Raw genomic sequence first — 21951 nt, 5'->3', positions numbered from 1 at the left:
TATGGCTTATCAATCGCAAGACATCATCCGTCGTTCCGCGACTAACGGTTTCACTCCCGCGCCGCAGGCGCGGGATCACCAGCAGGAAGTGGCGAAGCTTATCGACGTCACCACCTGTATTGGCTGTAAAGCCTGTCAGGTGGCCTGTTCCGAGTGGAACGACATTCGAGATGAGGTGGGGCATAACGTCGGGGTGTATGACAACCCGGCGGATTTGACCGCCAAATCGTGGACGGTCATGCGCTTCTCGGAAGTGGAACAGAACGACAAACTGGAGTGGCTGATCCGTAAAGATGGCTGCATGCACTGCGCCGATCCTGGCTGTCTGAAAGCATGCCCGTCAGAAGGGGCTATCATTCAGTATGCCAACGGCATTGTCGACTTCCAGTCTGAGCAGTGCATCGGCTGCGGTTACTGCATCGCTGGGTGTCCGTTCGACGTACCGCGCATGAACCCGGAAGACAACCGCGTCTATAAATGTACGCTGTGTGTTGACCGCGTGACCGTGGGTCAGGAACCGGCGTGTGTGAAAACCTGCCCGACCGGCGCTATCCACTTTGGCTCTAAAGAGGATATGAAAACGCTGGCCGGCGAGCGCGTGGCGGAACTGAAAACCCGTGGTTACGACAACGCGGGCCTGTACGATCCGGCAGGGGTTGGCGGTACGCACGTGATGTATGTGCTGCACCACGCCGACAAGCCGAATCTGTACCACGGCCTGCCGGAGAACCCGGAAATTAGCTCTACCGTGAAGTTCTGGAAAGGTATCTGGAAACCTCTTGCGGCGGTCGGCTTTGCCGCGACCTTCGCTGCCAGCATCTTCCACTATGTCGGTGTCGGTCCGAACCGCGCAGAAGAGGAAGACGATAACCTGCATGAAGAGAAAGACGAGGTGCGCAAATGAAAAAACGTGACACCATCGTGCGCTACACGGCGCCAGAGCGCATCAACCACTGGGTCACCGCCTTCTGCTTCGTGCTGGCGGCGGTGAGCGGGCTGGGGTTTTTCTTCCCCTCCTTCAACTGGTTGATGGGGATTCTGGGTACGCCGCAGCTGGCGCGCATTCTCCATCCGTTTGTCGGCGTGGTGATGTTCGCGTCGTTTATAATCATGTTTTTCCGCTACTGGCACCATAACCTCATCAATAGGGATGATATCTTTTGGGCGAAGAATATTCGTAAGATCGTCGTCAATGAGGAAGTGGGTGACACCGGGCGCTATAATTTCGGTCAGAAATGTGTTTTCTGGGCGGCGATTATTTTCCTGGTGTTGCTACTGGTAAGCGGCGTGGTTATCTGGCGCCCTTACTTCGCGCCAGCGTTTCCCATTCCGGTGATCCGATTAGCGTTGATGGTGCATTCATTTGCCGCAGTCGCGTTAATTGTGGTTATTATGGTGCACATTTACGCCGCCCTGTGGGTAAAAGGCACGATAACCGCAATGGTGGAAGGCTGGGTTACCAGCTCGTGGGCGAAGAAACATCACCCGCGCTGGTACCGGGAAGTTCGCAAGACAACGGAAAAATCGACTGAATGAGTATTCGCATAATCCCGCAAGATGAGCTGGAGAAGAGCGATAAACGCACGGCGGAAGTTATTCCGCCGTTATTATTCCCCAGACTGAAAAATCTCTATAACCGCCGCGCAGAGCGTTTGCGTGAGCTGGCAGAGAGTAACCCGCTGGGTGATTATCTGCGTTTTGCTGCGCTTATCGCCCATGCCCAGGAAGTGGTGCTTTACGACCACCCCCTGCACATCGACCTGACTGCGCGCATTAAAGAGGCCGCTGAACAGGGCAAACCGCCGCTGGACATTCATGTGCTGCCGCGCGATGCGCACTGGCACAAACTGCTGCATTCGCTGATCGCCGAGCTGAAGCCGGAGATGAGCGGCCCGGCGCTGGCGGTCATTGAGAATCTGGAAAAGGCCTCTGCGCAGGAACTGGAAGCGATGGCCAGCGCGCTGTTTGCCGCTGATTTCACCTCGGTAAGCAGTGATAAAGCGCCTTTTATCTGGGCTGCGCTGTCGCTCTACTGGGCGCAAATGGCCAGCCTGATCCCCGGCAAAGCGCGCGCGGAATATGGTGAACAGCGCCAGTTCTGCCCGGTGTGCGGCGCAATGCCGGTTTCCAGCATGGTGCATATTGGTACGACACAAGGGTTGCGCTATCTGCACTGCAACCTGTGTGAAACCGAGTGGCATGTTGTGCGCGTCAAATGCAGCAACTGCGAGCAAACCCGCGATTTACACTACTGGTCGCTGGATAACGAGCAGGCAGCAATCAAAGCGGAAAGCTGCGGCGACTGCGGCACTTACCTGAAGATCCTGTATCAGGAAAAAGACCCGAACGTCGAGCCGGTCGCGGACGATTTGGCCTCGCTGGTGTTAGATGCCCGCATGGAGCAGGAAGGCTTCGCCCGCAGCTCCATCAACCCGTTTTTATTCCCCGGCGAAGGGGAATAATCGCCTCCAGCCCTTGCCTTTCTGGCAAGGGTTGTCAGCCCCTCTTTTTACTTCCCCAGGCACTGTCATTTCGCCCGCTGTTATTAAAAATCAGCCGTTCCCATTTACGCCAAACCAGGCTATAAAGACTGGATATTTATACAGATAAAGGTTAGCGGAATGGCACTGGAAAAAGGTATTGCCGGGCTGGTGAGCGACTTTATTGCCGCCGGTCGCCCGTCAGCGCGAGCGAAGAGTATTGATGACCGGCGCAGTGGATATGTCGCCAGCACCGTGCTGGCAGGGGAAACGGAAACGCGCGTTCATGTTGAAGATATAACGCTTGAAGGCATGACGTTTCGTCTGTTTTCGCCGCAGAACGCCAGCGGTGATCTTCCCGCGTTGATTTACTACCACGGCGGCTGTTTTATTAGCGGCGGCTTCGACACGCACGATAAGCAGTTGCGTCAGCTGGCCTTTTATAGTGGCTGCCGGGTTGTTGCTGTGCAGTACCGTTTAGCGCCAGAATATCGCTGGCCTGCCGCACATGATGATGCGCAATCTGGTGCCGATATAGTATGGAAAAACGCCGAAAAACTCGGTATCGACAGCAAACGTATCACGCTTGCGGGGGATAGCGCAGGCGGTCACCTGGCGCTGGTGACGGCGCTACGGCTGAAGGCTGCGGCGACATGGCAACCGGCACAACTGGTGTTGATTTACCCGATGCTCGATGCCACCGCCTATTTTGATAGCTATACCTTTAACGGTTCCGATTATGTGATTACCCGCGAGGCGCTGCTTTCAGGCTATGAAATGTATCTTGGCGATACCGATCGCCTGTTGCCGGATGTCAGCCCGCTGTGGCGCGATGATTTTTCCGGTCTGCCGCCGGTACATATTATTACTGCAGAGTTCGACCCGTTATGTGATGAGGGCGAGGCGCTGTTTCAGCACATGACCGAGCAGGGCGTAACCTGTACTTGTTCACAATATCAGGGCGTGATCCATGGCTTCTTCCAGCTTGCCGGGATCAGCCAAAGCGCAAAAGACGCGATAAGAGACGTGGCCGCACGGGTGGCCAGGATATAACCGCGCGAAAAAGGAGAGCCGATGTCTGTCGTAAGTCCTGTGGAAAAGCAGTTTGCTGCTTACAATGCCCATGATATTGAGGCGTTTATCGCCTGTTTTAGCGACGATTTTATCGCGTATCGCTTGCCATCCACTGAGCCATCGCTGCAAGGGCGTGAAGCATTACGTGCCTTTTATGCTGCGCATCGCTTTAACAACCCGGCATTACACGCCGAGTTGCTCTCGCGCACGGTGATGGGCAATAAGGTGTTCGATCACGAAAAAATCTACGGCATCGGCGAGTCGGTGATTGAAAATATGGCGGTTTATGAAGTGCAGGATGGGTTGATCAAAACCGCATGGTTTTTCTTCGCGCAGTAGGGGTTGTTCGCAGGACGTTGCGCGCCTGTATCGTCAGGCGCGCAGCGGCTTACTCTTCCTCGTTACCACCCTCTTCAAACGAGCCGAAGGGTTTGGCGGGCAACACGATATAAATGCCTTCGAAAATCGCGCCCTGCTTATCTTCGCCAAACAGTTCAACCTGGAGCTGAACGCGCGCTTTGCGCCCGCGCGCCAGACGGTCCAAATCACCGCTTAGCGAGCCAAGATCGGCAATTGCGCTCGGTTTACCGGTGATCGGCGTGCTATAGCGAATATGCGCATCGGCAAGAATGATGGTGCCGCCGAGATGGCGTTCGCGCAGCATCAGCCAGATCAGCCCCCAGCCGGTGAGCGTCGCCAGGGAAAACAGGCTACCGGCAAACAGCGTGTGGTGCGGATTCTGGTTGCCGGTTTCCGGCATGGTGGTGATAAATTTCTGCCCGGTGTACTGCTGAATGCGCACACCCATTTTTTCGCTCAGCGGAATATGCTGATACCAGGCCTGCTGCAACTGCCCGCACCAGTCGCCGCGATGCAGAATATCATCGAGCGTGGCGATCGGTTTGATCATCAAAAAGTGGCGTACCGGCGTGGTTTGCGGCGCGGTGATTTCCCCTTCATTGACGAACCCGAGTTTCGCGAAGAACGCCACCGCATCCTCACGGGCGCTACAGGTCACGCGCTTCACCCCTTCCTGGCGGGCCACGGACTCCAGCGTCATCGCCATCAATGTGCCGAGGCCTTTTTCCTGCACGTCCGGGTGGACCGCCATAAAGCGAATCGATCCTTCGTTATCTGCGTTGATATACAACCGACCGATAGCGACAATGTTGCCCTCTTCGTCGACAACCATCTGATGATGTGCCATCGCATCCCAGCCATCACGCTCGGAACCTTTCGGTTGATGCAGCGGTTTACGCAGCATTTCCCAGCGGAACTGGTAATAGAGTTCTAACTCTTCTTCCGTTTGCGGTACGCGAAGGTGGTACATAGCAGCACTCTCTCTTGTAACCAGGGGCCACGCCGCAAGCTGGCTCATACTTGCAACCAGAACGTGACGGGGCCGTCGTTGACCAGCGAAACCTGCATATCGGCAGCGAATCGCCCGGTTTGCGTTTCCATTTGCTGGCTGCGGCAACGTTCAACAAAATAGTGGTACAGCGCCTCGGCTTTTTCCGGCGCAGCGCCACGGGAAAACCCCGGACGCATGCCACGTTCTGTATCCGCCGCCAGCGTAAATTGCGACACCACCAGCACACTCCCACCAGCCTGCTGGACGTTAAGATTCATCTTCCCTTCCGCGTCGCCAAAAATACGATACCCCAGCACGCGCTCGCACAGGCGGTTCGCTTTTTGTTCATCGTCTTCTCTTTCGACGCCCAACAACACCAAAAGTCCAGGGCCGATTTCACCCGTCACCTCACCCGCCACGCTAACGCTCGCGCGGGAAACACGTTGAATTAATGCAATCATGGTTGGTCTGCTTCTTCTTGCTGTGCGGCTATTTTGAGTTTTCGGTATTCACCGAGAGTGACAGTTATTTCTGCGCCAAGCAAGACGATACACCAGGTCCAGTAGACCCAGAGGAACAAAATGGGGATGACAGCCAGCACGCCATAAATCAGCTGGTAAGACGGAAACATAGTGATATAGAGACCAAAAATCTTTTTACCTAACTCAAATAACAGCGCCGCGACAAACGCGCCGACAATCGCATCGCGGTTCGGCACGCGGGTTGTCGGCACAATGCTGTACAGCAACCAAAAAGAGAGCCACGACAGGATCAGCGGGAATATGCGCAGCACATCATCAATCACGCTATCCAGCTCGCTGGCCCAGCGCAGCGACAGCAAGTAGGAGCTTATCGCCAGGCTGGCACCCGCCAGCAGCGGGCCGAGTGTGAGGATCATCCAGTAGACGGCAAATGAATAAACATGCGGGCGTACACGCGTACTGCGCCAGATGGTGTTTAGCGCCGAATCGATGGAGTACATCAGCAGCAGAGATGTCACCACCAGCCCGCATGCGCCAACCGCCGTCATTTTGGTGGAGTTCGCCACAAACTGCTCAATGTAGTTCTGAATCACATCGCCGGTGGTGGGAATGAAATTGGCAAACACAAAGTGGCGCAACTGGACGCTAATTTCAGAAAACATAGGAAAAACAGCGAATAATGCAAACACCACGGCGATCAGCGGCACCAGCGAAAGCAAAGAGACGTAGGCGAGATTCCCCGCCAGCGTCGTCATATGGTCTTCATCAATGCGCCGCCATAGCAACCGCAACCAGGCAACAAGCGGGCGCGTGCGATGTTTTGCATGATGCCGCAGATTTTTTAGCATAGCTGTTTCGCGAAATAGTCCGGGATGGTCGTTTTATCCGTCACCAGAATACTGGTTATGCCCAGTTGTTCCGCACCGGCGATATTATCCGCATTGTCGTCGAAAAAGACGCCATCTTCGGCAGAAAAACCTTCAAGCGCCAGAACCTGCTGATAAATTCTCGCCTCAGGCTTACGCATCCCCATCTCCTGGGAAAGATAAATATGGTCAGCCGCCGCCTGAATTTCCGGATATTGCTCCGGCCAGTACGTGGTGTGCAGACGGTTAGTATTCGACAGCACGACAACCCGATGCCCCTGATCACGCAGTTTGTGCATGATGTCGACAACCTCTTTGCGCAGCGCGACAAACACCGCCTGCCAGCCGGTGGAAAACTGCTCGTAGCTGAGCGGTAGTTCCATTTCATGACACAGCGCTTTAGCGAAATCTTCGTCGCTGATTTCCCCTCGTTCGTGCTGATGAAACGGCTCGCCCATGGTGAAATTCTGCTTTAAGGTCGCCAGCGGCACACGGCTAAAATCGCTCCAGACACCCAGCACCCGATTGAAGTCGATGTCGACAATCACGTTACCTAAATCAAAGATATAGAGCATTTCTCTCTCCTTGCCAGCCGTGGAGAGTTAACTGTAGCGGGAAAGTTCTGACTTGAATAGTTCGCGGCTTCACGCGAAGAGGATACAGACATAAAAAAAGCCGCTGAAAATTAGCGGCTTTTTCACAAGCAAATAAAGAGCGATTACTCTTCTTTCGCTCCGCGCATTGCGCGTTTACGGTCGTTTTCCGTCAGGTGACGTTTACGAATACGGATAGAGAGCGGGGTCACTTCTACCAGTTCGTCGTCATCGATGAATTCCAGAGCTTGCTCCAGGGTCATCTTGATCGGCGGAACCAGAACCGTAGCTTCGTCTGTACCAGACGCACGCATGTTGGTCAGTTTCTTACCGGTCAGGCAGTTTACCGTCAGGTCGTTAGAACGGCTGTGAATACCGATGATCTGACCTTCGTAAACTTCCGCGCCGTGACCGAGGAACAACTTACCGCGATCCTGCAGGCCGAACAGTGCGAACGCAACCGCTTTACCCTGACCGTTGGAGATCAGCACACCGTTGTTACGCTGGCCCACTTCACCCGGACGAACATCGTCGTAGTGGCTGAAGGTGGAGTACAGCAGACCAGTACCGGAAGTCATGGTCATGAACTCTGAACGGAAGCCGATCAGACCACGGCTTGGGATCACGTAGTCGAGACGTACGCGGCCTTTGCCGTCCGGATTCATGTTTTTCAGATCGCCTTTACGCTCGCCCAGCGCCTGCATCACAGAACCCTGGTGCTGCTCTTCAACGTCCAGCGTGACGTTTTCGAACGGCTCTTGTTTACGGCCATCGATTTCGCGGAAGATAACTTTCGGACGGGAAACCGCCATTTCGAAACCTTCACGACGCATGTTCTCAATAAGAACAGACAGGTGCAGTTCACCACGACCGGAAACGCGGAATGCATCAGCATCCGGTGTTTCTTCAACACGCAGCGCAACGTTGTGCACCAGCTCTTTGTTCAGGCGGTCGAGGATCTGACGTGAAGTCACGTACTTACCTTCTTTACCACAGAACGGAGAGGTGTTGACGTTGAAGAACATGGATACGGTCGGCTCGTCAACAGACAGTGCCGGCAGCGCTTCCACATTCTGCGGATCGCAGATGGTGTCGGAGATGTTCAGCTCGCCCAGACCGGTGATCGCGATGATGTCGCCTGCTTCTGCGATCTCGCTATCGATACGCTCCAGCCCCAGGTGGGTCAGCACTTTGCCGACTTTACCGTTGCGGGTTTTGCCTTCGCTATCAATGATAGTGACTTGCTGGTTCGGTTTTACTTTACCGCGTTTGATACGACCAATGCCGATAACACCAACATAGTTGTTGTAGTCGAGCTGAGAGATCTGCATCTGCAGAGTGCCATCGAGGTCAACGTTTGGCGCAGGAACACGGTCAACAATCGCCTGGTACAGCGGAGTCATGTCTTCAGCCATGTTCTCGTGATCCAGACCTGCGATACCGTTCAGCGCGGAAGCGTAAACGATCGGGAAATCCAGCTGCTCGTCAGTCGCATCAAGGTTTACGAACAGATCGAATACCTGGTCAACAACCCAGTCAGGACGCGCGCCAGGGCGGTCAACTTTGTTGATAACGACGATGGGCTTCAGACCATGGGCAAATGCCTTTTTAGTCACGAAGCGCGTCTGCGGCATTGGGCCATCCATTGCGTCAACGACCAGCAGAACGGAGTCTACCATGGACATTACACGTTCAACTTCACCACCGAAGTCGGCGTGCCCTGGGGTATCCACGATGTTGATACGGTAGTCATTCCATTTAATCGCGGTGTTTTTCGCGAGGATGGTAATCCCACGCTCTTTCTCCAAATCGTTGGAGTCCATCACGCGTTCTTGGGTTTCGGCACGAGCATCAAACGTACCGGATTGCTGCAGCAGCTTATCAACCAGGGTAGTTTTACCATGGTCAACGTGCGCGATGATGGCGATGTTACGCAAATTTTCGATCACAACTTTGCCTCAGGCATTTAGAAATAGCGCGTTATTGTACACGGATTAATCGCACTACAAAACAGGATCACAAACATCCCCCGCAAACAAGTATTGCAGAGATGCTTTGTGATCGCTTTCACGGAGCGTTAAAAGGGGCAATTAACGAAAATTGCACCAATATAGTGCACTATGTTCACATAAAGGCACTATATTGGTGCAACATAACCATCATGGTGCAGCCCTTTTGCACTATACCGTGCATGATAACGCCTTTTTAGGGGCATTTAAAAGTTGGCATAGATTTCGCTTTAACGATTGTACGATAACTACGCCAGCTTACGTAGTAATTAGAAGACCTCGTTACCACGACGACAATGACAAATCCGGGAGAGTTTAAGTATGTCCGCTGAACACGTTTTGACGATGCTGAATGAGCACGAAGTGAAGTTTGTCGATCTGCGCTTCACCGATACCAAAGGTAAAGAACAGCACGTCACTATCCCAGCCCATCAGGTAAACGCTGACTTCTTTGAAGAAGGTAAAATGTTTGATGGTTCTTCGATTGGTGGCTGGAAAGGCATCAACGAATCAGACATGGTGCTGATGCCGGACGCGACTACCGCTGTCATTGACCCGTTCTACGAAGAGTCTACGCTGATCATTCGTTGCGATATCCTCGAACCAGGCACCATGCAGGGCTACGATCGTGACCCGCGCTCCATCGCTAAACGCGCTGAAGAGTACCTGCGCTCCACCGGTCTGGCAGATACCGTTCTGTTTGGGCCAGAGCCGGAATTCTTCCTGTTCGACGACGTACGTTTCGGCAGCTCCATTTCCGGTTCCAGCGTCGCTATCGACGATATCGAAGGCGCATGGAACACCTCCACCAAGTACGAAGGTGGTAACAAAGGTCACCGTCCGGCTGTGAAAGGCGGTTACTTCCCGGTTCCGCCGGTCGATTCATCACAGGATCTGCGCTCCACCATGTGTCTGGTGATGGAAGAGATGGGCCTGGTTGTTGAAGCTCACCACCACGAAGTGGCAACGGCTGGTCAGAACGAAGTGGCTACCCGCTTCAACACCATGACCAAAAAAGCGGACGAAATTCAGATTTACAAATATGTGGTGCACAACGTTGCTCACCGCTTCGGCAAAACCGCGACCTTTATGCCGAAACCGATGTTCGGTGATAACGGTTCCGGTATGCACTGCCACATGTCCCTGTCCAAGAACGGTACCAACCTGTTCTCTGGCGACAAATACGCTGGCCTGTCTGAAATGGCGCTGTACTACATTGGCGGCGTAATCAAACACGCTAAAGCTATCAACGCCCTGTCTAACCCGACCACCAACTCCTACAAGCGTCTGGTCCCGGGTTATGAAGCGCCGGTAATGCTGGCTTACTCTGCACGTAACCGTTCTGCGTCTATCCGTATTCCGGTTGTTGCGTCTCCGAAAGCGCGTCGTATCGAAGTGCGCTTCCCGGACCCGGCTGCTAACCCGTACCTGTGCTTCGCAGCGCTGCTGATGGCGGGTCTGGATGGCATTAAAAACAAAATCCACCCGGGCGAAGCGATGGACAAAAACCTGTATGACCTGCCGGCTGAAGAAGCGAAAGAAATCCCGCAGGTTGCAGGCTCTCTGGAAGAAGCGCTCAACGCGCTGGATGCTGACCGCGAGTTCCTGACTGCCGGTGGCGTGTTCACCGACGACGCTATCGATGCTTACATCGCGCTGCGTATCGAAGAGAACGACCGCGTTCGCATGACGCCGCACCCGGTAGAGTTCGAACTGTACTACAGCGTTTAAGAATTAAGACTCGGCAGAAGTCTTGTCGCAGCAAGGTGGCAACCGAATGAGTCCCGATGAGCTTAGTCTATAAGTGATTCGGGCTAATGAGGGCAGCCAACGCCGCTACGGTGAGAAAGATGCCAGAGGATTTTTAGTTGCCGTGGAACTTTTAGCCCATCCCTGGATGGGCTTTTTTCTCCACCAACAACCTGATCTAACGCGCTTTTTATCAATAAAACGCTATACTGCACTAAATTAGTGCACACCTCCGGGAGACTGCTAAATGGCAAGCGGCGTGCTGCCCGATGCTGGGCAGATCCTCAATTCTTTGATCAACAGCATCTTGCTGGTTGATGACGACCTGGCGGTACATTACGCCAACCCTGCGGCACAACAACTGCTGGCGCAAAGCTCTCGTAAGCTATTCGGCACACCGCTCCCCGAACTGCTGAGTTACTTTTCCCTGAACATCGATTTGATGCGGGAAAGTTTGCATGCCGGACAGGGGTTTACCGATAACGAAGTGACCCTCGTGATTGACGGGCGCTCACACATTCTTTCGCTGACGGCGCAACGTCTGCCGGATGGTTTGATTCTGCTGGAAATGGCGCCGATGGATAACCAGCGCCGTCTTAGCCAGGAGCAACTCCAGCACGCCCAACAAGTTGCGGCACGCGATCTGGTACGCGGTCTGGCGCATGAAATTAAAAACCCGCTTGGCGGTTTACGCGGCGCGGCGCAGTTGCTGAGCAAAGCCCTGCCCGATCCGGCGCTGCTGGAATACACCAAAGTGATCATCGAGCAGGCTGACCGCTTGCGTAACCTGGTTGATCGTCTGCTGGGGCCGCAACAACCGGGGATGCACGTTACCGAAAGTATTCACAAAGTGGCCGAGCGTGTAGTGAAACTGGTATCGATGGAGCTACCGGAGAATGTCACCTTAACCCGTGATTACGATCCAAGTTTGCCGGAGCTCGCACACGATCCCGACCAAATCGAACAGGTTTTACTGAATATTGTGCGTAACGCTTTGCAGGCGCTGGGGCCGGAGGGGGGCGAAATTATTCTGCGTACCCGTACGGCCTTCCAGTTGACGCTGCACGGCGTGCGTTATCGCCTCGCGGCGAGAATAGATGTGGAAGATAACGGCCCGGGTATTCCGTCGCACCTGCAGGATACGTTGTTCTACCCAATGGTGAGCGGACGCGAAGGCGGCACCGGGCTTGGGTTATCTATCGCACGCAGTTTGATTGATCAACATTCTGGCAAAATTGAATTTACCAGTTGGCCAGGCCATACCGAATTCTCGGTATTTCTGCCTATTCGGAAGTAGAGGTGTTTATGCAACGAGGGATAGTCTGGATCGTTGATGACGATAGCTCCATCCGTTGGGTGCTGGAACGCGCGCTCACCGGGGCTGGCTTGAGTTGTACAACGTTTGAAAGTGCCAATGAAGTGCTAGACGCACTCACCACCAAAACCCCGGATGTACTGCTTTCGGATATTCGTATGCCAGGGATGGATGGTCTTGCGTTACTGAAACAGATCAAACAGCGCCATCCGATGCTCCCGGTCATCATTATGACCGCGCATTCCGATCTTGATGCGGCTGTTAGCGCGTATCAACAAGGGGCATTTGATTATCTGCCTAAACCGTTTGATATCGACGAAGCCGTTGCGCTGGTTGAGCGCGCGATCAGCCATTATCAGGAACAGCAGCAGCCGCGCAATGTGCAGGCCAGCGGCCCGACAACCGACATCATCGGCGAAGCACCGGCGATGCAGGATGTGTTTCGCATTATCGGTCGCCTGTCGCGCTCGTCGATCAGCGTATTGATTAATGGTGAATCGGGGACCGGTAAAGAACTGGTGGCTCATGCGCTGCATCGCCACAGTCCGCGAGTGAAAGCGCCGTTTATCGCCCTCAATATGGCCGCCATTCCGAAGGATTTGATTGAATCGGAACTGTTTGGTCACGAAAAAGGGGCGTTTACCGGCGCGAATACAATTCGTCAGGGGCGGTTTGAGCAAGCCGATGGCGGGACACTGTTTCTGGACGAAATCGGCGATATGCCGCTGGATGTACAGACACGTTTGCTGCGCGTACTGGCCGATGGCCAGTTTTATCGCGTTGGCGGCTATGCGCCGGTGAAGGTCGATGTCCGTATTATCGCAGCCACACACCAGAACCTGGAACAGCGCGTTCAGGAGGGCAAATTCCGTGAGGATCTGTTCCACCGCCTGAACGTGATCCGCGTGCATTTGCCGCCGCTGCGTGAACGCCGGGAAGATATTCCGCGTTTAGCACGCCACTTTTTGCAAGTCGCCGCCCGTGAGCTGGGCGTGGAAACGAAACAACTGCATCCGGAGACCGAAACCGCGTTAACGCGTCTGGCATGGCCGGGTAACGTCCGCCAGCTGGAAAACACCTGCCGCTGGTTAACGGTTATGGCCGCAGGCCAGGAAGTGTTGATTCAGGATTTGCCAGGCGAGTTGTTCGAAACCACCGTACCGGACAGCCCTTCGCAGAGCCTGCCAGACAGTTGGGCAACACTGCTGGCGCAATGGGCGGATCGAGCATTACGTTCCGGTCATCAAAACCTGCTTTCAGAAGCGCAACCCGAAATGGAGCGCACGTTACTGACCACGGCCCTGCGCCACACACAGGGCCACAAACAGGAAGCGGCGCGGCTGCTCGGATGGGGTCGTAACACCCTGACGCGTAAGTTGAAAGAACTGGGAATGGAGTAGCGTGCGGGTGAAGTGTAAAGAATGAACCGCGATCGCAAATTGCCGCTATTTTGCGCTTTACTGTTACCGGCAGTGACGTATGATCTTGCCCGTTCATGGGAGAGGTCATCATGCTGGAATCATTAATCAATGTGGTCACTGCAGGCGTAGAAGCTGGCGCGTCGGCAAGCCACACACCGCAAACGGCCATCGCGGCTGTTCTGTGTGCCGCGCTGGTTGGGCTGTTTAGCTAATCTTCGCGTTATGCTGCGCTTATCAGGCCTACAGAACCTGTTTTGTAGGCTTGATGCGCCATCGCGTTAAATCACCCGGGAAAACTGCTGCAAGCGTGCTTTGCGCCGCAGATAAGCATCGAAACACATGCAGATATTGCGGATCAGCAAGCGCCCTTTCGCTGTGACTTGTAATCCCTGCTCGTTCATTGCCACCAGCCCGTCCTCCACCAGCGGTGCCAGCAGGCGCAAATCCTCGGCAAAATAATCACGGAAGTTGAGATCCCAGGCGCGTTCCACCGCATCGAACTCGAGGCGGAAGTTGCAAATCAGCCCTTTAATCACATCGCGGCGAATACAGTCGTCACGGGTTAGCGCGATACCGCGCCACAGCGCATTTCCGCGCTCGTCCACTTGCTGATAATAGTGTTTCAGCTCTTTTTGGTTTTGCGCGTAGCTATCGCCGATCATGCTAATGGCAGAAACGCCCAACCCCAGCAGATCGCTGTCGCCCTGCGTGGTGTACCCCTGGAAATTACGATGCAATACACCTTCTCGCTGAGCAATAGCCAACTCGTCGTCCGGGCGGGCAAAGTGATCCATACCAATAAACTGATAACCGGAGCCGGTCAGCGAAGCGATGGTCTGCTGCAAAATATCGAGTTTCTGCTGCGCTGTTGGCAAATCAGCGTCTTTGATTTTGCGCTGCGCGGCGAATAATGTCGGCAAATGGGCGTAGTTAAAGACGCTCAGGCGATCCGGGCTAAGCGCCGCCACGCGTTGTAACGTGAAAGCGAAGCTTTCCGGCGTCTGTTTTGGCAGGCCGTAAATCAGGTCAATATTGGTCGAGGTAAAACCAATATCGCGGGCATGATTGAGCAGCGCGAAGATAAAGGCTTCATCCTGCTCGCGATTAACCAGACGCTGAACCTCTTTGTTGAAATCCTGTACGCCCATGCTCAGGCGATTAAAGCCCTCGCTGCGCAGATGATCGAGCACATCCAGTTCGATTTCGCGCGGATCAACTTCGATCGAGATTTCCGCATCAGCATTAAACGCAAAATGATCGCGTAGCAGGCTCATCAGGCGGCTGATTTGCGCTTTGTTCAGATAGGTCGGCGTACCGCCGCCCCAGTGCAACTGGCTGACGTGGCGACCTGAAAATAGCGGCGCGCGGTGAATAATTTCCTGCTCGAGCGCGTCCAGATACTGATCGGCTTTATGCTGCTGGCGGGTGACAATCTTATTGCAGCCGCAGAAGTAGCACAGCTTGTGACAAAACGGGATGTGCACATACAGCGACAGCGGTCGCTCAGGATAACGCGCCACAGCCTGGCGAAAATCGTCTTCGCCGTAAGCGTCGGAAAACTCCAGCGCGGTAGGATATGAGGTGTAACGCGGCCCGGAATAGTTATATTTCTGGATCAGGGCCAGGTCCCAGTCGATGACTTGCTCAGACATTGTTTACTCCTTCCGATGACGCCGCTGGCGGTTCCGGCGGCCCGGCCTGACCTCGTTTCGGGTCATAAGCCGGTTGCGCAGCCACTGCTTGCGCCGCGACAACCGCTGTAGTTTAACGAATAACCACACCAGATAACATATAACCGGAAGGGTTATAAGCAGGACAGAAAGCCCCATAGAAAAGGATTAGTTGCCGCCCTTCAACAGACGCATCATATCTTCTTTGCCTTCTTCTTCCTCTTCTTCGTCATCATCGTAAGAGAGGCCGAGTTTTTGCATCAACTCATCAATGCGGTCCAGTTTGGCATCGACCCACGCCTGATCGTCAGCGCTCAGGGTTTCACCCTCTTCCAGACGTTCCAGTAGCGCGTCCAGGCGCTCATCCGTTTCCAGCATTTCCAGCTCAGCCTGCGGTGAAAGCATAGGTTTCTCGCTCTTAGGTTTGTGCTGCTTGTTGACCGGCGTGTCGGTGACACCCAGCGGGATCGGTTTTTTACTGCCAATACGCGGATCTTTTTGCTGTTTACCCCTTCCGGAGCCAGAAGCGCCGTCGCCACCGTTCGCACGGCTGCCTGAAGCATTACCGCGGTGCTTTTTCTCACGCTTACGATCGCGGCCTTCCTGATTTAACTCTTCACGGGTTTTACGGCGCACTTTACCGCGCGGATTGGTGGACGGTTTTTTCATATTAGTGGTCTTAAGTCGTTTTTCATCAGTATAGAATTGCGGCGGAATCTAGCAGAAAGCAAGCAAAGAAAAAAGGCGACAGTGCAAACTGTCGCCTTTTTTCTTGACCCTTCACCCGTAATGGGTTTTACATTCCGTGTTCGCTATCAACTTGCCCTGTTTATCCGTTAGCGTAGAACGTTCCCTGTTACGGTTCCTTTTCCTTGTTCAACGTCTTCTGACGTTAGTCTCCGGTCTTCGCCTCCTGGCGCTCCTGACCCCTCATTCCGTGAGTTATCCTTCCACAAGCAGCATCCGGCCTTGGTGAGTTACTTTACCCTTCTGAGCTAAACTGACAAGCAGGAAAAGCCCTGGAACCCGCAGTTTAAGAAAATTCTATATACATAACTCTTTGATTAGATAACTTTTAGCCATTTTTTAACCTGCAACTTCTCCGAAAGTTCGTATAACGAAAAGGGCAAATATCTTACATAGCGCGCGGTAATGGCTCACAGCAGAGTTTCTGGCGAGAAAAACAGCCTTTTGCGTGGGTTCAGGTATAATCGCCGCATGCTTTGACGATGGAGACGACCATTTTGACTAACTGGAATTACCAACAGACGCACTTTGTCACCAGTGCGCCTGATATTCGCCACTTACCCGCCGATACCGGCATTGAAGTGGCTTTTGCTGGCCGCTCCAACGCAGGTAAATCGAGCGCACTTAATACCCTGACTAACCAGAAAAACCTGGCGCGAACCTCGAAAACGCCCGGCCGTACGCAGCTGATCAACTTGTTTGAAGTCGCAGAAGGCAAACGTCTTGTCGACTTGCCGGGTTACGGTTACGCGGAAGTGCCGGAAGAGATGAAACTCAAATGGCAACGCGCGCTGGGTGAATACCTCGAAAAACGCCAGTGCCTGCAAGGCCTGGTAGTGCTGATGGATATTCGCCATCCGCTGAAAGATCTTGATCAGCAGATGATCCTGTGGGCTGTCGAGAGCAATCTGCAAGTGCTGGTGCTGCTGACCAAGGCGGATAAACTGGCCAGTGGCGCGCGGAAAGCGCAACTGAATATGGTGCGTGAAGCTGTGCTTGCCTTTAACGGCGAAGTCCAGGTTGAAACCTTCTCGTCGCTGAAAAAACAGGGCGTGGACAAATTACGTGAGAAACTGGATGGCTGGTTCAATAACCTGCCGCCAGTGGAAGAAGAAACGGGCGAGTAACCTTGATATCAAGCGTGGCATTCGCCGCGCTTTTTTCTTTCTTTCGTACAATAAAAAACGCCCCAGTCATTTCTGACTGGGGCGGCTAAATATTCAGCCAAATCCGATTACGTGAAGTAAAAGGTCTGAAAGATAGAACATCTTACCTCTGTACCCTACGCGAATAACTCTACTCCCTTTTTAAATCCGGACAAAGTACTTTTTGTAATTTCTTTTCAATTTTTACATAGGGAATTCTAATGATTGTCACAAAACTCACGGTGATTTGTTGCTTACTTACAGAAAAAGCCCTTTACCCACCGAACACTTAGTGCGCTTGATCCCAGTTTTGACCGCTTCCGACTTCCACCAGCAACGGCACATCCAGTTTGGTGCTGCTCTCCATCAGTTCATGGATCTTTTTCGACACGGCCTCAACATCATCTTTGTGCACTTCAAACACCAGTTCATCGTGCACCTGCATGATCAACCGCACGCGCGGTTTCTCGCTTTGCAGCCAGCTATCTACAGCGATCATGGCGCGTTTAATGATGTCCGCTGCCGTGCCTTGCATTGGGGCATTGATCGCCGCACGTTCCGCACCGGCTCGTCTGGCTCCATTGCTGGATTTGATGTCCGGCAGGTAAAGACGACGCCCGTCCAGAGTTTCAACATAGCCACGATCTTTCGCCTGTGCGCGGGTACGCTCCATATATTCCAGCACACCAGGATAACGCTCGAAGTAGAGATCCATGTACTTCTGCGACTCTTTACGCGGGATATTGAGCTGACGCGATAAGCCAAAGGCGCTCATTCCGTAAATCAGCCCAAAGTTGATCGCTTTCGCGCTGCGGCGCTGCTCGTTACTGACGCTTTCCAGTGGCAAACCAAACACTTCTGCCGCTGTTGCGCGGTGAATGTCTTTACCTTCGGCAAATGCAGACAGCAGGCCTTTGTCGCGTGACAGGTGCGCCATAATACGCAGCTCAATTTGCGAGTAGTCCGCCGAGACAATGACGTAATCTTTCGGCGCGATAAAGGCCTGGCGGATACGGCGGCCTTCCTCATTACGTACCGGAATATTTTGCAGGTTCGGATCGGTCGAAGATAAACGGCCCGTTGCCGTCACAGCCTGATGATACGAGGTATGCACGCGCCCGGTTTTCGGGTTGATCATCAGCGGCAGCTTATCGGTATAGGTCGATTTCAGCTTCGCCAGCCCACGATGTTCGAGAATGACTTTTGGCAGTGGGTAATCCAGCGCGAGCTCTTCGAGCACCTCTTCCGACGTCGACGGCGCGCCGCCAGGCGTTTTCTTCAACGGCTTAATGCCCTGTTTCTCAAACAGAATGGTTTGCAGCTGCTTGGTTGACGAGAGATTAAACGGCTCACCCGCAATTTCATGCGCCTTTTTCTCCAGCTCAGCCAGGCGCAGCGTCAACTCTTCGGAGTGCTTGTGTAACACGGCGGGATCGATATTGACGCCATTACGCTCAATACGCGAAATTACCGGCACCAGCGGCATTTCAATGTTCTGAAAGACGTTCAGCGGGCCGGCATTATTTTGCAACTCCGGCCACATCTTCAGATGCAGTTGCAGCGTGACATCGGCATCTTCCGCCGCATAACGCCCGGCCTGCTCAAGATCGATCTGATTAAACGTTAATTGGTTTTTACCTTTACCGGCGATCTCTTCAAAGGTGATCGTTTTGTGCTTCAGCCAGCGCTCGGAGAGGCTGTCCATATCATGACGCCCGGCGACGCTATCCAGCGTGTAGGATTCCAGCATGGTATCGAAGGCAATACCGCGCAGTTCAATGCCGTAATTTTCCAGCACGCCGCGATCGTATTTAAGGTTCTGCCCCACTTTACGGACATTTTCATCTTCCAGTAACGGTTTCAGCAATTCCAGCACGCGTTCGCGCGGAATTTGATCCGGTGCATCAAGATAATCATGCGCAACCGGCACATAAGCCGCGATACCCGGTTCGGTCGCAAAGGAGAGGCCAACCAGGTTGGCGCTGATATTGTCCAGGCTGTCGGTTTCCGTATCGAAAGCAAAGAGCGGTGCACTTTTCAGTTTGCCGATCCATGTTTGCAACGTCTCTTCATCGAGAATGGTGACGTAATTTTCCGCCGACAGCGCGGCTGCGGGAATATCCGCTTCAGCCTCAATCTCAATAGTTTCCTGCGGTTTCGCCGCCGGTTTACTGCCTTTCGCCTGGAGCCACTTGCCTGCTTCTACATCTGCGCTCCAGCGTTTGAATTCATATTTCTTAAACAGCTCCAGAAGCTCCTGCGCCGCAGGCTGCTGAACTTCCAGCTGTTCACAGGTCAGCTCCAGTTCAACATCCGTTTTGATCGTGGCCAGTTGGTAAGAGAGATAAGCCACCTCTTTGTTCTGCTCAAGCTTCGCCGCCATGGTTTTCGCACCGCGGAAGGTGAGCCCGGCGATTTTATCCGATTCGGCATAGAGCGTATCCAGGCCGCCCAGCCCTTGTAGCAGCGCCTGCGCCGTTTTCTCGCCAACGCCCGGCACGCCAGGAATGTTATCCGAGGAGTCACCCATCAGGGCGAGGAAATCGATAATTAACGCTGGCGGGACGCCATATTTTGTGACGACTTCATCCGGGCCGAGGATGGTGTTGGTCATGGTATTGATAAGCGTAATATTTGGCGTCACCAGCTGCGCCATATCTTTATCACCGGTGCTTATCAACACCGGCCGACCCGCTTTTTCGGCTTCACGCGCCAGCGTGCCGATGACATCATCCGCTTCAACGCCGGAGACCGCCAGTAACGGCAACCCCATCGCTTTTACCATGGTGTGCAGCGGCTCAATTTGCGCACGCAAATCGTCCGGCATTGGCGGGCGATGGGATTTGTAATGCTCAAACAGTTCATCACGGAAGGTTTTGCCTTTCGCATCAAACACCACCGCAGCATGTGTCGGCTGGTATTGCAAAATCAGGCTGCGCAACATGTTGAGCACACCGTACATCGCGCCGGTAGGCTCACCAGCGCTGTTGGTTAGCGGCGGAAACGCATGATACGCGCGATAAAGGTAAGACGAGCCGTCAACAAGGATAAGTGGGTTTTCTGGGATCTGAACCATGATGTCCATGCCTGTTTATCAAATTATGGTTAAAGGATGCCACAGACAGGGAGAAAACATGAGTTTTTCGCGGAAAATGCCGAAAAGATTTCGCGATCGTCGGGATCGCTCGCATAAACATCCTGTGGATAAGTTTGTGAATAGTTTTTATCAGGCTGGACTTTTGTGCCATTTCGTCGATCGTAGGATTATACAAATTATTTATATTCAATGAGTTATACTATAAAAGCTGATCGTTATTGCTATTTGCTGGCAATTTACGCTGTGTGGATATAAGTAATTTTGATTTGATTTATTGCCAATAATTGCTGAGGTATTACCAGCAAGGTTTAAGCATTCCTGATAACTGTTTTCTGTTAAGATCTGCACCTTGCGCTTGTTTTAGTGTGCTTTTAGCAGCTAACTTTCTGAATAATATAACTATGTCGAGATTCCTTGCGGTAGCCACTCTAATTTTGAGTGTCCTGCTCACCATATTGGTTACCATTTTTTGCTCCGTGCCCATTATTATCGCCGGAATGCTCAAGCTGTTAATTCCCCTTCCTGCGGTATGGCGCGCGATCTCAACGTTTTGCAATTTTATGATGTATTGCTGGTGCGAAGGGCTTTCATTGCTATTGCATCTCAACCCTTATTTAAAATGGGATGTTGAGGGGCTGGAAGGGCTGGATAAGAAAAACTGGTATTTGCTGATCTGCAATCATCATAGCTGGGCGGATATTGTGGTGTTATGCGTTTTGTTTCGTAAACATATTCCCATGAACAAATATTTCCTTAAACAGCAACTGGCGTGGGTACCTTTTATTGGCCTTGCTTGCTGGGCGCTGGATATGCCTTTTATGCGCCGTTACTCCAGAAGCTATTTGATTCGTCACCCTGAACGTCGGGGTAAAGATGTCGAAACCACGCGCCGTTCATGCGAGAAATTTCGCTTTCACCCAACCACCATTGTGAACTTTGTTGAAGGATCACGTTTCACTGAAGACAAGCGCCAACAGACACGCTCTTCTTTCAAAAATCTGTTGTCGCCAAAAGCGGCAGGTGTTGCCATGGCGCTAAATGTATTGGGTAAACAGTTCGATAAATTGCTTGATGTTACGCTCTGTTACCCGGAAAACGACCGGACGCCATTCTTTGATATGCTCAGCGGTAAGCTGACGCGTATTGTCGTGCGAGTCAATTTATTGCCGGTGGATGAAGCGTTACATGGAGACTACGTTAACGATAAGAATTTTAAACGGAGTTTCCAACAGTGGCTGAATAAACTGTGGCTAGGGAAAGATGAACTGATTGATACCATCAAAGCAGAATACAAAAACGCCGGTCAGTGACCGGCGTTATTTTTATTTCTTCTCAACCAGATACTTCACGGTGTTTGCGTAGTCCTGAATGAAGGCATCCAGGCTACTGCCGTCCATGCCCTGCTGGTTAACCTGGTATTTCCCGTTAACAAACATGGCCGGAACGCCCTGAAGTTGTAAATCCGCAGCCGCTTTTTCTTGCTGAGCAACCAGCGATTTCACCACGAAGCTGTTCCACGCAGCATCATACTCTTCGCCTTTCACGCCCGCGCTGATGAAGACATCGCGAATATCAGCAACAGACTGCACGGTTTGCGTTTTCTGCACAGCTTCAAACAGCGGAGAAGTGATTTTATCTTCCACACCAAGCGCCATGGCTACAGCCCACGCCTGCGTCATCTCTTTACCCAGTGGACCTAAGAATTCCACGTGGTATTTGGTCATTTTTGTGCCCTCTGGCAGCTTCTTCTTCACCGCGTCAGCAATATGCCAAACTTGCTCGAAGTCGTAGCAGTGTGGGCAATAAAACGAGAAGAACTCAAGCACCTGCGGCTCGCCCGCCACTGGCTTATCAAGTGTAATGAATTGCTTACCGTCTGTCGGTTGTGCTGCTGAGGCGCTAAAAGCCAGAATCATTCCTGCCAGCGCCAGCCAAATCTTCTTCATGGTTAA

The 21951-nt window shown here is 52.9% G+C and carries 21 protein-coding genes; 11 read left to right on the top strand and 10 right to left on the bottom strand.

Annotated elements, in window-relative coordinates:
- The first annotated feature begins 1 nt into the window (after nucleotide 1).
- The 5 genes from fdxH to M8Q36_RS06195 all read left to right on the top strand — a co-directional run bounded on the left by fdxH (nucleotide 2) and on the right by M8Q36_RS06195 (nucleotide 3893).
- On the top strand, nucleotides 2-904 hold the full coding sequence (gene fdxH, locus M8Q36_RS06215) for a formate dehydrogenase subunit beta (protein ID WP_017459689.1): 903 nt from the start codon (nucleotides 2-4) through the stop codon (nucleotides 902-904).
- Complete coding sequence (gene fdoI / locus M8Q36_RS06210) at nucleotides 901-1536, top strand: formate dehydrogenase cytochrome b556 subunit (RefSeq protein WP_017459690.1); 636 nt, start codon at nucleotides 901-903, stop codon at nucleotides 1534-1536. Before fdxH ends, fdoI begins: the two co-directional genes overlap by 4 nt.
- On the top strand, nucleotides 1533-2462 hold the full coding sequence (fdhE, locus tag M8Q36_RS06205; RefSeq protein ID WP_017459691.1) for a formate dehydrogenase accessory protein FdhE: 930 nt from the start codon (nucleotides 1533-1535) through the stop codon (nucleotides 2460-2462). Before fdoI ends, fdhE begins: the two co-directional genes overlap by 4 nt.
- Nucleotides 2463-2621: 159 nt before the next feature.
- Nucleotides 2622-3533, top strand: a complete 912-nt coding sequence (locus M8Q36_RS06200; RefSeq protein WP_249880348.1) for an alpha/beta hydrolase — start codon at nucleotides 2622-2624, stop codon at nucleotides 3531-3533.
- Nucleotides 3534-3554: 21 nt separating this feature from the next.
- Nucleotides 3555-3893: a nuclear transport factor 2 family protein gene (locus M8Q36_RS06195; protein ID WP_249880347.1), complete on the top strand. Its 339-nt coding sequence runs from the start codon at nucleotides 3555-3557 to the stop codon at nucleotides 3891-3893.
- A 49-nt stretch (nucleotides 3894-3942) separates the two neighbouring features.
- Here M8Q36_RS06195 and fabY read toward each other — a convergent pair whose 3' ends face one another.
- The 5 genes from fabY to typA all read right to left on the bottom strand — a co-directional run bounded on the left by fabY (nucleotide 3943) and on the right by typA (nucleotide 8795).
- Entirely contained in the window at nucleotides 3943-4884 is a 942-nt protein-coding gene (gene fabY, locus M8Q36_RS06190) for a fatty acid biosynthesis protein FabY (protein WP_020455892.1), read from the bottom strand.
- A 44-nt stretch (nucleotides 4885-4928) separates the two neighbouring features.
- Nucleotides 4929-5366: a D-aminoacyl-tRNA deacylase gene (gene dtd, locus M8Q36_RS06185; protein WP_017459695.1), complete on the bottom strand. Its 438-nt coding sequence runs from the start codon at nucleotides 5364-5366 to the stop codon at nucleotides 4929-4931.
- Nucleotides 5363-6235: a virulence factor BrkB family protein gene (locus tag M8Q36_RS06180; RefSeq protein WP_249880346.1), complete on the bottom strand. Its 873-nt coding sequence runs from the start codon at nucleotides 6233-6235 to the stop codon at nucleotides 5363-5365. The genes dtd and M8Q36_RS06180 overlap by 4 nt, the downstream gene beginning before the upstream one ends.
- Nucleotides 6229-6828 (bottom strand): glucose-1-phosphatase, encoded by a 600-nt coding sequence (yihX, locus tag M8Q36_RS06175; protein ID WP_249880345.1) that lies wholly within the window; start codon nucleotides 6826-6828, stop codon nucleotides 6229-6231. Before yihX ends, M8Q36_RS06180 begins: the two co-directional genes overlap by 7 nt.
- Before the next feature lie 143 nt (nucleotides 6829-6971).
- Nucleotides 6972-8795, bottom strand: coding sequence for a ribosome-dependent GTPase TypA (typA, locus tag M8Q36_RS06170; RefSeq protein ID WP_249880344.1), 1824 nt, complete (start codon nucleotides 8793-8795; stop codon nucleotides 6972-6974).
- Nucleotides 8796-9176: 381 nt separating this feature from the next.
- Between typA and glnA the strand changes: the two genes are divergently transcribed.
- The 4 genes from glnA (at nucleotide 9177) to M8Q36_RS06150 (ending at nucleotide 13552) form a co-directional block, all read left to right on the top strand.
- Complete coding sequence (glnA, locus tag M8Q36_RS06165) at nucleotides 9177-10586, top strand: glutamate--ammonia ligase (protein WP_017460102.1); 1410 nt, start codon at nucleotides 9177-9179, stop codon at nucleotides 10584-10586.
- Nucleotides 10587-10851: 265 nt separating this feature from the next.
- Nucleotides 10852-11901, top strand: coding sequence for a nitrogen regulation protein NR(II) (gene glnL, locus M8Q36_RS06160; RefSeq protein WP_017460101.1), 1050 nt, complete (start codon nucleotides 10852-10854; stop codon nucleotides 11899-11901).
- Nucleotides 11902-11909: 8 nt separating this feature from the next.
- Nucleotides 11910-13319: a nitrogen regulation protein NR(I) gene (gene glnG, locus M8Q36_RS06155; RefSeq protein ID WP_017460100.1), complete on the top strand. Its 1410-nt coding sequence runs from the start codon at nucleotides 11910-11912 to the stop codon at nucleotides 13317-13319.
- A 110-nt stretch (nucleotides 13320-13429) separates the two neighbouring features.
- Complete coding sequence (locus tag M8Q36_RS06150) at nucleotides 13430-13552, top strand: YshB family small membrane protein (protein ID WP_141399381.1); 123 nt, start codon at nucleotides 13430-13432, stop codon at nucleotides 13550-13552.
- A gap of 66 nt (nucleotides 13553-13618) precedes the next feature.
- Here the strand turns inward: M8Q36_RS06150 and hemN are convergent, their stop codons facing one another.
- Both hemN and yihI read right to left on the bottom strand, forming a co-directional pair.
- On the bottom strand, nucleotides 13619-14992 hold the full coding sequence (gene hemN / locus M8Q36_RS06145; protein WP_249880343.1) for an oxygen-independent coproporphyrinogen III oxidase: 1374 nt from the start codon (nucleotides 14990-14992) through the stop codon (nucleotides 13619-13621).
- A gap of 186 nt (nucleotides 14993-15178) precedes the next feature.
- Nucleotides 15179-15679, bottom strand: coding sequence for a Der GTPase-activating protein YihI (gene yihI / locus M8Q36_RS06140; RefSeq protein ID WP_017460097.1), 501 nt, complete (start codon nucleotides 15677-15679; stop codon nucleotides 15179-15181).
- Nucleotides 15680-16254: 575 nt separating this feature from the next.
- On the opposite strand from yihI, the gene yihA reads away from it, so the two are divergent.
- The gene (gene yihA, locus M8Q36_RS06135; protein WP_044489766.1) at nucleotides 16255-16884 is read left to right on the top strand and encodes a ribosome biogenesis GTP-binding protein YihA/YsxC; all 630 of its coding nucleotides are present in this window, start codon (nucleotides 16255-16257) and stop codon (nucleotides 16882-16884) included.
- 93 nt (nucleotides 16885-16977) lie between these two features.
- On the opposite strand, the gene spfP is transcribed toward yihA, so the two are convergent.
- A complete protein-coding gene (spfP, locus tag M8Q36_RS25555) occupies nucleotides 16978-17025 on the bottom strand; it encodes a small protein SpfP (RefSeq protein WP_071892919.1) in 48 nt (15 codons plus the stop codon).
- A gap of 166 nt (nucleotides 17026-17191) precedes the next feature.
- On the bottom strand, nucleotides 17192-19978 hold the full coding sequence (gene polA / locus M8Q36_RS06130) for a DNA polymerase I (protein ID WP_249880342.1): 2787 nt from the start codon (nucleotides 19976-19978) through the stop codon (nucleotides 17192-17194).
- Nucleotides 19979-20400: 422 nt separating this feature from the next.
- Between polA and yihG the strand changes: the two genes are divergently transcribed.
- Complete coding sequence (gene yihG / locus M8Q36_RS06125) at nucleotides 20401-21309, top strand: 1-acylglycerol-3-phosphate O-acyltransferase, YihG family (RefSeq protein WP_249882721.1); 909 nt, start codon at nucleotides 20401-20403, stop codon at nucleotides 21307-21309.
- Between the two features lie 12 nt (nucleotides 21310-21321).
- Here the strand turns inward: yihG and dsbA are convergent, their stop codons facing one another.
- On the bottom strand, nucleotides 21322-21945 hold the full coding sequence (gene dsbA, locus M8Q36_RS06120) for a thiol:disulfide interchange protein DsbA (RefSeq protein WP_249880341.1): 624 nt from the start codon (nucleotides 21943-21945) through the stop codon (nucleotides 21322-21324).
- Between the last annotated feature and the right edge of the window lie 6 nt (nucleotides 21946-21951).

This window comes from Kosakonia sp. R1.Fl, from assembly GCF_023516815.1.
Lineage (GTDB): Bacteria > Pseudomonadota > Gammaproteobacteria > Enterobacterales > Enterobacteriaceae > Kosakonia.
Note: the sequence above shows the minus strand (reverse complement) of the source record. Positions and strands in the feature narration are given on the sequence as shown.

Coding starts and splice junctions, on each gene's coding strand:
- yihG (WP_249882721.1), top strand. CDS start 20,401: ATGTCGAGATTCCTTGCGGTAGCCACTCTAATTTTGAGTGTCCTGCTC.
- M8Q36_RS06195 (WP_249880347.1), top strand. CDS start 3,555: ATGTCTGTCGTAAGTCCTGTGGAAAAGCAGTTTGCTGCTTACAATGCC.
- glnA (WP_017460102.1), top strand. CDS start 9,177: ATGTCCGCTGAACACGTTTTGACGATGCTGAATGAGCACGAAGTGAAG.
- M8Q36_RS06180 (WP_249880346.1), bottom strand. CDS start 6,235: ATGCTAAAAAATCTGCGGCATCATGCAAAACATCGCACGCGCCCGCTT.
- glnG (WP_017460100.1), top strand. CDS start 11,910: ATGCAACGAGGGATAGTCTGGATCGTTGATGACGATAGCTCCATCCGT.
- polA (WP_249880342.1), bottom strand. CDS start 19,978: ATGGTTCAGATCCCAGAAAACCCACTTATCCTTGTTGACGGCTCGTCT.
- fdoI (WP_017459690.1), top strand. CDS start 901: ATGAAAAAACGTGACACCATCGTGCGCTACACGGCGCCAGAGCGCATC.
- fdxH (WP_017459689.1), top strand. CDS start 2: ATGGCTTATCAATCGCAAGACATCATCCGTCGTTCCGCGACTAACGGT.
- hemN (WP_249880343.1), bottom strand. CDS start 14,992: ATGTCTGAGCAAGTCATCGACTGGGACCTGGCCCTGATCCAGAAATAT.
- fdhE (WP_017459691.1), top strand. CDS start 1,533: ATGAGTATTCGCATAATCCCGCAAGATGAGCTGGAGAAGAGCGATAAA.
- glnL (WP_017460101.1), top strand. CDS start 10,852: ATGGCAAGCGGCGTGCTGCCCGATGCTGGGCAGATCCTCAATTCTTTG.
- dtd (WP_017459695.1), bottom strand. CDS start 5,366: ATGATTGCATTAATTCAACGTGTTTCCCGCGCGAGCGTTAGCGTGGCG.
- yihI (WP_017460097.1), bottom strand. CDS start 15,679: ATGAAAAAACCGTCCACCAATCCGCGCGGTAAAGTGCGCCGTAAAACC.
- fabY (WP_020455892.1), bottom strand. CDS start 4,884: ATGTACCACCTTCGCGTACCGCAAACGGAAGAAGAGTTAGAACTCTAT.
- M8Q36_RS06150 (WP_141399381.1), top strand. CDS start 13,430: ATGCTGGAATCATTAATCAATGTGGTCACTGCAGGCGTAGAAGCTGGC.
- dsbA (WP_249880341.1), bottom strand. CDS start 21,945: ATGAAGAAGATTTGGCTGGCGCTGGCAGGAATGATTCTGGCTTTTAGC.
- yihX (WP_249880345.1), bottom strand. CDS start 6,828: ATGCTCTATATCTTTGATTTAGGTAACGTGATTGTCGACATCGACTTC.
- M8Q36_RS06200 (WP_249880348.1), top strand. CDS start 2,622: ATGGCACTGGAAAAAGGTATTGCCGGGCTGGTGAGCGACTTTATTGCC.